This window comes from Saccharicrinis carchari, assembly GCF_900182605.1.
GTDB lineage: Bacteria > Bacteroidota > Bacteroidia > Bacteroidales > Marinilabiliaceae > Saccharicrinis > Saccharicrinis carchari.
Window position 1 is genome coordinate 301964 of record NZ_FXTB01000001.1, and the last position, 13649, is coordinate 315612.

Below are 13649 nucleotides of genomic sequence, written 5' to 3' on the forward strand. Positions count from 1 at the left end.
GCTAAAATAAATCAGAGTTTATACTTGTATAGTTTTGTTTAACCCAATTGTAACCATTTTGTCCAAGTGTGGTTTGAAGTTCTTTATTTGTAAGTATTTCTTCTATTGTTTGAGTAAGTATGGTTTCGCTGTTGGGTTTGTCAAAATCAATTATATAACCTGTCTTTGTATCATTAATGGCTTCCGGTACACCACCGTGATTACCTCCAATTACGGGGGTGCAAAAATAGGATGCTTCAATAAAGCTAATGCCAAAACCTTCAAAATCTTCTTGCCCGAGGCTTTTGGTTGGCATTACAAATAACCTGGCATACTTTAATATTGAATATTTAGTTTGGTTATCAATGAATCCAAGAAGCTTTATATATTCTTTGGCATTGAGGTGGTTGATTTGAGTTTGCAGCGAGTCGTACATATTACCTCTACCACCAATTAGTAATATTGAATCAGGATGCTTTTGGTGGTATTTCATAAATGATGTTATTAAAGTGTCTAAACCTTTTCTTTTATCCAGTCGGCAGATGGAAGTGACAATTTGTTTATTTGTTAGCTTGGCGCCTGTTTTATGTTCTAATTGGCGTAATGAATAAATTTGCTCTTTATCTATTTCTTCGGGTTGTATTACAGGGTAAATAATTACTTCTTTCACTTGTATTTTACCATAGTTGGCATGTAGTGCGTTTTGACTGGCTTTTGAATTAATATAAATGGTGTGTGCCCCACTATATACCCATTTACTTAGTCGATAGTCAGATTTGGCATTGCTGATTATATCAAGACCATGTAATAGTATTGAATATTTTAAACCAAACAACTTAAGCGGTATAATATATAAAAGTTGAATTAAACCAAAGCAAGAATTAACAAAGTAATGTTGTTGAGGTTTTCTTAAAAACTCGATAGATGCTAGAATTAAAAGTTTAATATAATAAAAGTATCTTGCTATCCTGATTTTGCTGTTTAAGCTATTGATGGTTTGCGTGCAACTCGATAAAGTAATTGGGTAATTATATTGCGCCAATGGCTTACCATTGGTTGTTATGATTTTTGTTAGTTTCTTGCTTTTATATAGTTGTTTTGCAATAGAGTTAGTAAAATGTGATATCCCCCCATCACAGGGGTCGAAATTTAAGGCTAAAATAGTATATACACTCATTTTCTTTTAAATAACTTATTAAAGATTCTGGTAATTGCATAATTTGAATGGCTCCATATTTTGAGTATTCTATACTCTTCATCATTAAAAAAATTACTTGGCTTTAAATAGTTAAAAATTACTTGCCTTATTGTTCCATTTGATAATCTTTTATAATTCCAATAACAGAATGTAAGAAGCAAGCTGTTTGTATAGTTATCTTTTTGCGGGATTGTAAGTTGCTTTATGCTATGGGGCAAATGTTTTTTCCACTTCGTTGTGAATACAATGGAGGCTTCTGCCCAATGATTACTAACACTACCACTTGATAAATGAGCAATTAAAATATTGTGTGCTACAGCTACCTTATAATTAGCTTTATTTACCTGCATACAGATGTCTAAATCGTAGCAATGGAAACCATCAAAGGTATCGGTATCAAACTTAATGTGATTGAAAAGGTGTTTGGGTATAGCCATAAAAAAACCATCCACCGATGTTACCTGATTAATATTTTGGCTGGTATCATTTTCCTTATGGTAAATTAGGCTGGTATCTTTATAAGGTTCATTATAACTCCAACGTTTTATATTATCTCCCGGCTGCCATTTTTGCAATAAATGGATATAGTGTGTATTTACTTTATGACGATTCCACCAAGGCGCCGGCGCACCCGGTAATGCCGTACTACCCACTGTGCCTATTAAACCAAGTTGAGCGTCCAGTTTAAAATGCTCTAATAGCTTTAAACCCCAATCATTCGTATAGAAGAGAATGTCTTCATGGGCAAAACAGAGGATTTCGCCTTTGCTTTTTTTAACACCTAGGTTGTAGGCTTCAAATATATTATAATGGTTGTTGCTGTTGTCAATTGTAACAATCTCAAAGGCACAGCCAATAGTTTCACTTATGTTTTTTTTGAGTTTATTTAAAAGCTCAACTTCGCGGGAGCATACTATTATACTAATCATTTAGGGCAGTATTTAATAATTTAGGAGCAACTTTTTCAATATCATATTTTTCTCTCACAATATTGTAGCCTTTTTCACCAATTGATTTTAGTAACCCTTTGTTATCATATAATAAATTGATTTTTTTGTACACCGCATCAATATCCATATAGGGTACAACATATCCTGCACCCTGACTGACAAATTCCGGTTGTCCTCCTGCTTTTTCGAAACATATGATAGGTACTTTATTTAAAGAAGCTTCCAATCCAACCAGTCCAAAACCATCACTCTTGCTTGAGAAGAAGAAACAATCTAAAATAGAGAAATATTCAATTGATTGGTTTGGCAAAAAGGAATCAACAATAAATTTATCAGTGAGATTTAACCTGATAACATCATACTCAATTTCGGTTTTTTTTATTTTATTAGGCATTCCATACCATATAAAATAAAACTCTTTGGTTTCCCTAAATTTTGCCGCTAATTGTAAAAAAACATCAAATCCTTTAATATTACCCAGATTACCACATCCGCCAATAAGAAATGCCTCTTTAGGAATATTATATTTTCTTCTTAATAAATATTTCGATTTTATATTAGTTGTTTTCAATTCAATATGATTATTAACCACGCTTATTTTAGTTTTATCTACTCCATACCTTACCAAAGCGTTACTTACAGCATTAGTTATTGCAATAAATTTATCGGCATGTTGATTGTTTAATGAAATAATTTGCTCTCCACCAAAATCATTGTACGTCAGATCTACCTCTCTGGCATGTACAATTTTTTTGCATTTTATTGAAGATAAAAAGTCTAATACATCAGCATTTACAATAGTGTTGGAATAGATTAAATCATAGTTGTTTTTTTTTAATTTACAGAGAAGCAACAATTTGTGTATCCATTTTGTTAATAATAAAATTTTAGAATGAAAAGCTATTCGATTAATTATTGAACCACTTCTTTCTAAATATGGGGGAGTGTAGAGGTAAGTATTTATAGTGTCATCTAAAAAAGGTAGCTTAACTCCTCTTCTAAGAAGAATATCACATTTAATATCACTACGATTGTTTGCAATCCAATTAATAAATAGTCGAAGAGATTTTGGAGCTCCTGAGTGGCTTGTGTCGTGTGATATAAATAAGATTTTCATTATTGTTTCAAAGGAAATATGTTGTTACGAAGCCCAAAAATTAAATAGGCAATTCTATTTCTACCAAAGCAATTGTAAACAATATTGTTGAATAGTGACCTGTATAAATTATAACGTTTAAAAATCACATACAGGAATATATATAATTTTACCAGGTAGTTGGCATTAAAACTTAAATATGATAGGTAAAAGTATTTACAAGTTTCTAAGGCAGATTTAGGCATTTGATTTTTTAACCCCCATTTATAAAGTCCTTTATATAAAGGCAAATTATGCTCGAAGTTTCTTTTTGTTTCAGTGACTCTGTTTTCATCGTGCACTCCTCTTAAAGCAACTGCTTTGTCTATTGAACCAGAAGCTAGTTTACATTTTGTAGCAAGTCTAATAATAAAGTCTGTATCCTCAAATAATTTGAGTGACTCTTTAAATGGTTCTATTCTTTCAAAAATATTTTTTTTAATAGTTAAAGCTACACATGAAAAATAGCCTTTTGCTTTGCTGCTAATACCTAATAGTACATTTAATACCTCATTAGAATCTATTTGAGAATCTATTGTTGTAAGACCTCTCATGTCCAAATCGTCATATTTTTGTTTGGCTTCATTTGAGTAGTAATGAAAACCTAAGGCATTATAAACTCCTTCGATTGATTCATCTGAGTTAAATATTTGTTCATCAACTTTAAATCTATCCGAAAGATAAAAATCATCAGCATCTAAAAAGGCTATATATTCACATTGTGCCTTTTTTATTCCTAGATTACGTGATGCAGCAGCTCCTTTATTTACCCCACCTGGATGTTGAAGTAACTTAACTTGTTTATGCTGTTTAGATAGTTTTTTGCAAATAGCAAATGAGTTGTCTGGAGAACAATCTTCAATTAAAATAACTTCCTTAACTTGAGGTTGCAGTAAAGCTGAATTTGCTGCTTTAACTATATGTTTTTCAGCGTTATAAACGGGTATGATTACACTAATTTCCATGTAAAATAGATGTATTAAATCTAGCTAAGTTTATTTAATTTCTTAATCGCTGATTATGCTTGAAAATGGACACCAATCTACTTTTCAGGTTAATAATATGCAGTGTTAATTTGATTAAATTACTTGATTTGAGACCTTCAACTTCTATTTTATATTTATTTTTTTCAGATATGATATTTTCAATATCAGACCATATTTTTTTTGAGAGTATAGAAGACTTTATTGTAGAGCGTTCCTTTTGTAATAGACTCTTGTTAATAGTGCTAATGCCATCGATTGCAGGGAATATAGATAAATCTTCATTGATATATTGCACAGTAACTTCTTTAGTAAAAATTAGATTTAATAAAAAGTCATAATCAGATGCAATTTTATATTCTAATGAGTACAATCCATATTTATGGAATAAATCAGTTTTATGGAAGATAGATTGATGACAGATCGTTCCATTGACAAAATACTCAATTGAGTAGTTGGTATAACTTACCTTTTCAAAATAATTATCCCTAATTATTTCAGAATTAAAACTGATGATATCGCCAATTAGTTGATATCGGGATATATTAGATAATGTTCGATGTTCATATAGTAAATCCCCACTATTCAAAAATAAACAGTACTCACCTTTGGCCAATTTAATCCCCTTATTCATCCCATCGTAAATACCTTTATCGGGTTCGCTTTTCCAATAAAGTCGACCTTGTACGTGGACATATTGCTTTTCGTATCCCTTAATTACTTCAACAGAGCCATCGGTGCTGCCTCCATCGATAATAATGTGCTCAAAGTGGGTGTAGGTTTGATTTACCACGCTTTCGATGGTCTTTCGAAGACCTTCGGCATTGTTGAGGTTAACGGTTATGATGGAGAGTTTCAGCATTTACTTTTTAAGTATTTTGTTATATAGCTTGGTGTAATTTTTAGCAATTAAATCTTCTGAAAAATTTTCCTGGATATAGCTTCTTATTTTTTGAGAATCAAAAGTGTTTTTTATTTCAATAAATTCTTTAATTGCTGTTTTAATTCCTTCGGCAGAAACATCTTTGGAGAATAATCCATTCAAGCCTGGTTTTATTACATCGAGTAATCCACCTACAAGAGTCCCAATAACAGGCGTGCCACAGGCCATGGCTTCAAGCATTACATTACCTAAGGCCTCCTCTTTGGTGGGAAAAATAAAAGCATCTGATACACTGTAAACTTTATTTAGCTCGTATTGATTTAAACTTCCTAAATGACGATGCACAATATTAAAGGGCAACTGGGGTACTTGGCCTCGGCCAACAGTTAAAAAAGTTATATTTTCATTATTCTCCATTTTTTTTATTGCATCTACAAGTATATCAACCCCTTTTCTATTATTCAAGACTCCATCACTCACAAATGAAAAGACTGTATGGTTTTCTGAAATATTGAATTCTTTTTTTAGTGCTTTTTTATCGTAAAGCTGATATTGATTGGTATCAATGCAATTGGATATTGTTTTATGCTCAAAATGTTTGTGAATATTGCTCACTAATGATTGCTCTGTTATCCATTGGGATATTCCTACTATTGTAATTGTAGATCTTCTTTTTGAAATAGCCTTAGATTTAAATAGCCTCATAGCATCCTCAACCTCTCCAAACTTTTTTTGATTAACTACTAAATCATTATTGTAGTGAAAAATACCTTGTATAGAAAAGAGATCCCGGAGTGTTATTACTATAGGTTTTTTGCACTTTTTGAAGAAAGATTGATAGTCTAAAAAATTAGCAAACCAATGGAAATTAATAATATCAGCTTCTTGAAATTCTTTTGATTGGGTTATATCATAATCGGAGAAAGGGAATGAAATTATTTCGTATTGACCTTTTAAACATTTTATTGTATTCCATCTTTTTTGTTGCGCAGTAACTGGCCAACCCATACGAGTTGAAATACGATTGAGAACATTAGGTTTTCGAAAGGGCTCATTATAGGTATATACCTCTTTTAATGATGTTGATGGCACTGCTGAATCATCTAAAACCAACATTTTAGATTTAACACCGTTTTTAAGTAATGCACAATGCAACCTATAGGCTCCATTAAAAGCACCTCCATGGGCATGAGTATTTATATGTAAAACTTTCATTCTGCCTTTTATTTCAGGTTTGATTTTATTCAAAACATTTCAATTACTTCTTTCAACATATCTTCACTTTTTTGTTTTACAGCGTTTAGCTTTCAGTTTGTGACTATGATGTGTGACAGATAGGTTTGGGGTTATTACTTACTTATTACATAAGTATTTTACTAATTCTTTGGTTTCCTTTACAACTTTTTCACGAGAATATAGTCTTTTTAATATGGGACGATTACGTCCAGCTAATTCTTCAAATGACATTAAGTTTTTATATTTGCCAGCTTTAGATACTTTATAAACCTTTATCCCTATACTCTTAAAATAATGATAAGTTGGATTCTTTTTATTAAGGAATACTCTTGCCCCATACCATAGTGCAATAATTATATTCCCAATTGCTTGCTGGCGATTTGAGTTGATTACAACATTACCGCACTTAAGCAGAATTTTTGTGTATTCTTCCATAGGCATGAAATCAATTATAGGTCTAAATCCGATACCAAACATTTCAATACCAGCATTTGTAACTTTATCAGCATTGATTTTATCGCCATATGAAAGGGGAGCATAAACTAATTCATCATTTCTTATGGTATAAATCTTTTTAAATGCATTAATGTGATTACTGCTTTTATGGGCGGAATTTCCTACAAGAAAATTGTTTTCATTACAAATAGGTGAATCACTTTTTAATAAAGCTCCTTCTAATGTTACATATTTAAATGGTTTATATACAATGTTTTTATTTAAATACTTTTTAATCAAATCAACTTCAGTAGGTAATACAGTTGAAACAGTGTTAATTCGCTCAGCTAACTCTTTATAGTAGTTTGGGTGTTCAATAACTTTGGGTTGATCAATGCCTTTGGATTTTAGGTAATATCGATTCCATAAATTTGGAAAAGCCGAATTAATAATATCTCCAATTATACCTTTGTAATTTTTCTTTATTTGACAATCCTTTTTGTCGATTAACAGTTGTTTTTGAAGGCTAGGGACACAGTTGTATAAATCCCCACCCCAACACATCCAGTGAAAATGTATTGATTTAGGAGCATTTTTGATGATTTCTTGTTTATATGGAGATAAGAAATGAAGTATTACTGCTTCATAGGTGTTTAGTTTTTGTATTACGTTAGTGTATTTATCACCAGTGATTGTGTCGGAGATAATATTTTTGTGCTTTGACTTAATATATCTAAGGCTACAATTATTATCTTCTAATTTTATAAAATATATATTCCCATCTGGATTTGTCTCTTCAAACATATCTATAACATGGTCAATGAATTTTTCGTCTTCCGCTAAATGTAGTATCATTGGTCGGTCTGCTTTAAAACAATATTAAGGAATATTTTTTCCTTTGTTTTTTCATCAATAAAATAAGCATTTGAATATTTCCCGTGGCTTAGTGCTCTTAGTCGATTTATGGCATCTCCATAAGTAACAGTTTCATTCAAATTTATTTCGCATAAATTTTTATAGGCTTGTCTTGTAAAAAAGTTTTCTTTGCTATCCTTGTCGTAGTATGCTGTATAAGCATTATCCAATATCTTTAGGAGATTTTTTTCAATTAAGTCAATTTCCAATTTTAGTATATTTTCATACACCTCCTTGGAAGTTTCCCACGGTTTTATTTCCAATAACTGCCTATCAATAATTCCACCATGGTCCACCAATTCATCCATTTCGTGTATTGTAGCTCCAATAGGTAAGTTATAATTAATTGCAAAAACCTGAGGATACCAACCTCTATTAATTGGGTTATACCCAGGGTGTATATTAATACACTTAACAGATGTAACTAGTTCTTTGGGGAATATTTGCTTGCAGTGCAGCGAAAATATGATGCTATAATTATCTATCAGAAATTGGTAATCTTCTTTTACATTTACAATTTCAAGATGTTTAATATCCTCTTCATACAGTTTAGCAATCTTGCTTTCGGCACTTTTTTTAAAATCGAAATTACTTAATTCAATAGGAAATTTCTCTTCTAACATTTTAATAAATGCCTTGTATTGAGGTCCATTGTCGGTAACAACCAAGTATTTACTTTTCATACGTAATTATTATTTGAACTATACTTTTTATTTCCTCTGTTGCTAAATTCCAATATAAAGGCAGGCACAATATGCGTTTGGCAATATCCTCAGAAATTGGAGTAGGCTGATAAGTTACTACATTATTATAGGTGTTTACGGAGGGGTAAAAATAACGTCTGGGGAATACATTGTTTGTGTTCAGTGCCTTTTCAACCTTTATCAGTTGTGCTTCGGTTTTAAAAATAACCGGGAAATAGGAATAGTTTATTTCTCCGAGGGCTTGTGTTTTTTGGAAACTTAAACCGTCAACCATGCTTAGGCTGTCTTTGTACAATTTGTATTTGGCTTTTCTGTCGGCCAATACGGGGATATAATACTTTAGGTTGGCAATACCCAGTGCGGCATGTACCTCGGTCATCTTACCGTTAAAGCCATCTTCCACAATATCTTTGGCATCGTTGTGCCCAAAAAACCGGATGCACTTTAGTTTTTCGTGCAGTGCATTATCGGTTGTAATACAGCCTCCGCCCTCTGCGGTATTCAGTAGCTTGGTGGCGTGCAGGCTGGTGGCACTAATATCGCCATATTGCAATGCCGGCTTCCCTTTATAGGTAGAGCCTATGGCATGGGCGGCATCGTAAATTACTTTTAGCTTGTGTTTTTTGGCTATGCTTTCTATGGCATCCATGTCGCAGGGGTTACCAAATACATGCACGGGCATGATGCCCACGGTGTTGTCGGTAATGAGTGCTTCAATTTTCGCGGGATCAATGTTTAGGGTTTCCGGGTCTATGTCGCAAAACACGGGCGTGCATCCTTCCCATTTTATGGCGCTTACGGTGGCAATCCAGGTAAAAGGGGTGGTTATTATTTCGCCTTTTAGTTCCAATGCCTTAATCGCCATCTGCAATGCAATGGTCCCGTTTGATACCGCCACAAAATGAGGGATATCTAAAGTGCTGCAAATATCGTTTTCCAGTTGCTGCACCAATGGCCCGTTGTGGGTGAGAATGCCCCGCTCCCAAACACCTTTGAGTAAAGCGGTGTATTCTTCGAGTGGAGCAAGAGAGGGTTGTGTAACGTATATGGGTTTGTTCATTTTTTTAGATAAGAGATTAGGAGATAAGAGATTAAAAGGATTAAAGATTATAATGGATTAAATGACAATAAATAATTTGTCTCCCGAAACGAGTTCGGTAGGTCGTGGCAGACAGGGGGCAAAGATATTAATTATAAATTGGATTTTCTTTGTTTGGGATGGGCTTCTCCCGGTTTACCCCTAGATCCCTACCCCTAAATCCTCCCGTAAAAAAACGGGAGGTTGGGGGTACCGAGCTGTTTACCCTGTGTAATAATATTTAATTACATAGGGTAAATCAGCTCCCGTGTTACCCCTAAATCCCCTAAAGGGGACTTTAGTACTCTTCAGGATTGATGTTTTATTTTTACAGAAATAGTCTTGTACACAACATTACCAAGCTGCAAATCAGCTCCCCTTCAGGGGCTGGGGGTAGCAAGCTGTAAATCAGCTCCCCCTTAGAGCCTGTCCCGTTAGAACGGGAGGTTGGGGGTATCAAGCTGTAAATCTGCTCCCGTATTACCCCTAAATCCCCTCAAGGGGACTTTAGTACTCTTCAAGATTGATGCTTTATTCTTACAGAAATAGTCTTGTACACAACATTACCAAGCTGCAAATCAGCTCCCCTTTAGAGCCTGTCCCGTAGGATTACGGGAGGCTGGGGGCTGCAAGCTGTAATTCAAAGCCCCTTCAGGAGCTGGGGGTACCAAGCTGTAAATCAACTCCCCTTTAGGGGCTGGGGGTAGGGCTGGGGGTAGGTTAACTTTGCACATCAACTTTCCATTTCCTTGTTAAGTTCTGTTAAGCGGATTTGAGCTATACGCCTAATTTTATCTAGTACATTGTCTAAATCGTTTATAACTTGTCGGTTTGTAAATCGTATTACCTTTATTCCGAATGCTTCCAATTCGGCCGTTCTTCCCTTATCGTATTCCTGTTGTTCTAAAGTGTTATGCACTCCGCCATCTAATTCTATAACCAACATTAACTGGTGGCAATAGAAATCGGCTATAAAAATATCCATCGGGTGTTGACTCTTAAACCTCAAACCAGCGAGTTGTTTGTTTCGGAGTTTATCCCAAAGCAACTTTTCTGCTCCTGTCAATTTACTGCGCAGTATCTTTGCTTTTTCAAAGATAGGAGGTTTAGCACCATAAAACATGCTTCTTTCAATTGAGTCGGGCATGGTTTATTCATTTAAAGTTTCCGTTTATTTTCTACCCCTACCTGCCTGCCGGTTAGGCAGGAATCTTCCCGTAGGATTACGGGAGGCTGGGGGTACCAAGCTGTAAATCAGCTCCCCTTTAGACCTTCCCAAACGAGTTCGGAATAGCTTGACCGGCTTTTGACGGAGGTTTGGGCTTCACCTGCGGCAAGCCTTGCGTCTCCGCTAAAGCTTCAGCGTACGCGGATGACGACCGAAGGGTGGTTCAGGTAATACGAGTCTGCGGAGATGAATATATATTTTCTTCATTAAATACAATGTCATCACTCTGATATTATTTCCCAATGTCCACCTTTGGGCGATCCAATTCTACGCAGTATTTGTCCGGTCTTTAACTTGCTTATGTTTTCCTTGATTTTTCGTTGGGATATACCAATCAATTCTGAAAGCTCGGCCGTTGTGATATTGCTTTTTACCTTTATAAGGTTTAATATTTTTCGTTGGTTATCGGTGACCCTATCGGTGACCCTATCGGTGACCCTATCGGTGACCCTATCGGTGATATCATTATATGGTTTTCTTACCGTTTCATCCGCACTGGGTAACAGAGGCACTATGGTATTAAATATATCCTCTTCTTTAAATATGATGTTATCACTTCCAGAATATTTTTTCGAGAATTTGAAAACATTTTTAATGCCTGTTCCCAGTTCCTCCGATCGCCCCATTTGCGTAAATATTTGTGCAATATGTGGGTTTTTGGGATGTGGTTCGAAATTACCGGGTTTTAACAAACGATGTACGTGTGGTTTGTTGGCATTTTTTGTTTCTATCCTGTTGTTGTATATAATAAATGTAGAAGGGAAGGCGTTTGTATATTCGCGATGTATTAAAATGTTAGCAATAATCTCCCTGAAAATTTTATCGCGTAAGGAAATGCGTTGGTCATTTTGCAGAAAAAATTTATCGGGCAAATGTTTAGCCACAAAAGCCATTAACCTGTCGTAGGCTTCAACCAGGTTACAACGTATATTATCCCTGTCGTCGTACCTATCCAAATTTACTTTTCGTACAAGTGCGTCTATTTTGTAATGGGGAATGGCGCTTTGTATCACCTCGTCTCTGCCAAAAAGTAACAGGGCTGACATGGTAAAACCTTCTTTCCCCGTTGACAGATCTTTGCGGTATAAACCTGATGTTTTAAAGAACTCCATGTCGTTAAGTTCATTCCATGGATGATCGGGGCGATTTATACGAATAATTTTCCTAACCCGATCAACAATGCCAGCCGCAAAATCTGTTTGTACCAAAAACGGATAGATAGTGTTTTCAGAATACTGAGCACTTTTGCGGATGTATGCTTGTTTAATTTGGTCGTCCGAGCTTAAAACAAAGTCGCCATCTGCACTCCTATCGTAAATTTTTCCCTTAAATTTATGTATTTGTGAAGATATCGGTACATAAATATAAATTAGTTTTTTATTATGGTATTCTACCTCACACGCATGTATTAAGAAAGATGGAAATAACAATTGCGGATTGTTACTCGTGTTTGCTATTTGTTTACAAAATGATTCCGTGAGATTTTCACTTACACCGATAATATTTCTATCATCATCAATCCCCAAAAGAATTTCTCCACCTTCTCGATTCAGGAAAGCCGAAATTGTCTCGAACAAGTTTGAGGGTAGTGTATCGGTAGCTTTTTTAAACTCTACAGAAATCCCTTCACCTTTTTCAAGAATTGATTTTAGTTTATTTTTAAACACTGGACCGCTTTGTTTTTGTCAAAAGTATATATGGTGTTTGTTCTTATGGCTTTGATAGTTCAAATTTATAAAGAGTTGATTGGCTAATAGTTTTGAGATTTAAGCTGTAACTTAATTCCCCGCTAACCTAACAAATTCCTCAATCAACTGCGCCTGATTGATGTTCTGCTGATATTCTCTCTCTGGCAGTTCAGGGTTTAAAATTAGTTTGTGAAAATACAACAGCATGTTGGCAAAATGATTGTCGGCTTTCACTTTAATGGTTTCCTTGCCCTCGTTTGTTTCCAGTATTATCTCGGCTTCGTATCCGGGAGGGGCGGTAAATATCCTGTTGGTATATATTTTTCCTTTGCTTCCCCACAGCTCCAGGTTGCATTGGTAAAAGTGGTCGAAGCCAAAAGCTATTTCGGCAAATAAGTCTCCTTTTTTTTGTGCTATAAAACCGCCGCCCCAAATATCTACTTTTTTATTGTCGTCGAAGGACAGTTTGGCGGCACTCACTTTGAGATTAGTTCCTAATATTTCCTGGGCTATTTTAATGGGGTAGGCGCCGGCATCCAGTAATGCACCTCCGCCCAATGCTGCTTGGTATCTGATGTTATCCTGCTCTTTAAATGGGGGGAAGCCGAAGGATGAGCGCACACAGCGCAATTCGCCGATTGTATCATCGGCAAGTAGTTGCTTTATAGCTTGCAGCTGTTTATGAAAACGGAACTGAAAGTTTTCGACCAATGCCAATTTTTGCTCCTTGGCTAAATCGTTTAATTCCACCACTTCTTTTAGGGTGCAGGCCAAGGACTTTTCCACCAGTACATGAATACCTCTTTGGAGTGCTGTTTTTACCCATTGGTAATGCAAGGCGTTGGGCAGCGGAATGTAAATGGCGTCTACCAGGGTAGGGGATAGGAGTTCGTCGTAACTGTAATAAGCTTTGGTGGCAAACTGACTGGCAAAGTCGTCTGCTTTTGAGGTGCTTCGGCTGGCCACGCCCGAAAGGGTAAATTCTTGTAAAGTTTTTAGCGAGGGTATAACCGCCTTTTGTGCAATGCCTGCGCAACCCAGTACGCCTATTTTAATTTGTTTCTCCATACGTTTCAAAATTAGAGCTTCTAAGAAGATTCTCTATTCTATAAATTCTCTTTCGTGATTACCTCTAATCCGGCAGTTGCCGGAGAATTAGCTTTCTTCTGTAAGTTCTAGTTCTCCCTTTAGAGCCTGTCCCGAACTTGTATTCGGGAGAGTTACCTCCCTGCCGGTT

12 protein-coding genes are annotated in these 13649 nt (G+C 35.3%); all 12 read right to left on the reverse strand.

The genetic code is table 11. The features are described 5' to 3' along the window. Position 1: 1 nt before the first annotated feature. The 12 genes from FN809_RS01020 to FN809_RS01075 all read right to left on the reverse strand — a co-directional run bounded on the left by FN809_RS01020 (position 2) and on the right by FN809_RS01075 (position 13480). Positions 2–1156, reverse strand: a complete 1155-nt coding sequence (locus FN809_RS01020) for a glycosyltransferase family 4 protein (protein ID WP_142531622.1) — start codon at positions 1154–1156, stop codon at positions 2–4. Next, positions 1153–2106, reverse strand: coding sequence for a glycosyltransferase (locus FN809_RS01025; RefSeq protein ID WP_142531623.1), 954 nt, complete (start codon positions 2104–2106; stop codon positions 1153–1155). The genes FN809_RS01020 and FN809_RS01025 overlap by 4 nt, the downstream gene beginning before the upstream one ends. Then, the gene (locus FN809_RS01030) at positions 2099–3244 is read right to left on the reverse strand and encodes a glycosyltransferase family 4 protein (RefSeq protein WP_142531624.1); all 1146 of its coding nucleotides are present in this window, start codon (positions 3242–3244) and stop codon (positions 2099–2101) included. The genes FN809_RS01025 and FN809_RS01030 overlap by 8 nt, the downstream gene beginning before the upstream one ends. Next, positions 3244–4227 carry a glycosyltransferase family 2 protein gene (locus FN809_RS01035; RefSeq protein ID WP_142531625.1) on the reverse strand — a complete coding sequence of 328 codons (984 nt, stop codon included), beginning with the start codon at positions 4225–4227 and terminating at the stop codon, positions 3244–3246. Before FN809_RS01035 ends, FN809_RS01030 begins: the two co-directional genes overlap by 1 nt. A gap of 34 nt (positions 4228–4261) precedes the next feature. Next, positions 4262–5107, reverse strand: a complete 846-nt coding sequence (locus tag FN809_RS01040; protein ID WP_142531626.1) for a glycosyltransferase family 2 protein — start codon at positions 5105–5107, stop codon at positions 4262–4264. Next, a complete protein-coding gene (locus FN809_RS01045) occupies positions 5108–6343 on the reverse strand; it encodes a glycosyltransferase (RefSeq protein ID WP_185957390.1) in 1236 nt (411 codons plus the stop codon). It abuts the gene before it with no gap. A 138-nt stretch (positions 6344–6481) separates the two neighbouring features. Continuing rightward, a complete protein-coding gene (locus FN809_RS01050; RefSeq protein ID WP_142531628.1) occupies positions 6482–7654 on the reverse strand; it encodes a TDP-N-acetylfucosamine:lipid II N-acetylfucosaminyltransferase in 1173 nt (390 codons plus the stop codon). Next, the gene (locus FN809_RS01055) at positions 7651–8397 is read right to left on the reverse strand and encodes a dTDP-4-amino-4,6-dideoxyglucose formyltransferase (RefSeq protein ID WP_142531629.1); all 747 of its coding nucleotides are present in this window, start codon (positions 8395–8397) and stop codon (positions 7651–7653) included. Before FN809_RS01055 ends, FN809_RS01050 begins: the two co-directional genes overlap by 4 nt. Next, positions 8387–9478: a DegT/DnrJ/EryC1/StrS family aminotransferase gene (locus tag FN809_RS01060; RefSeq protein WP_142531630.1), complete on the reverse strand. Its 1092-nt coding sequence runs from the start codon at positions 9476–9478 to the stop codon at positions 8387–8389. The genes FN809_RS01055 and FN809_RS01060 overlap by 11 nt, the downstream gene beginning before the upstream one ends. Positions 9479–10229: 751 nt before the next feature. Further along, positions 10230–10643 carry an endonuclease domain-containing protein gene (locus tag FN809_RS01065; protein ID WP_142531631.1) on the reverse strand — a complete coding sequence of 138 codons (414 nt, stop codon included), beginning with the start codon at positions 10641–10643 and terminating at the stop codon, positions 10230–10232. Positions 10644–10945: 302 nt separating this feature from the next. Beyond that, the gene (locus FN809_RS01070; RefSeq protein ID WP_142531632.1) at positions 10946–12391 is read right to left on the reverse strand and encodes an RNA-binding domain-containing protein; all 1446 of its coding nucleotides are present in this window, start codon (positions 12389–12391) and stop codon (positions 10946–10948) included. A 111-nt stretch (positions 12392–12502) separates the two neighbouring features. Further along, positions 12503–13480 (reverse strand): Gfo/Idh/MocA family protein, encoded by a 978-nt coding sequence (locus FN809_RS01075; RefSeq protein WP_142531633.1) that lies wholly within the window; start codon positions 13478–13480, stop codon positions 12503–12505. Between the last annotated feature and the right edge of the window lie 169 nt (positions 13481–13649).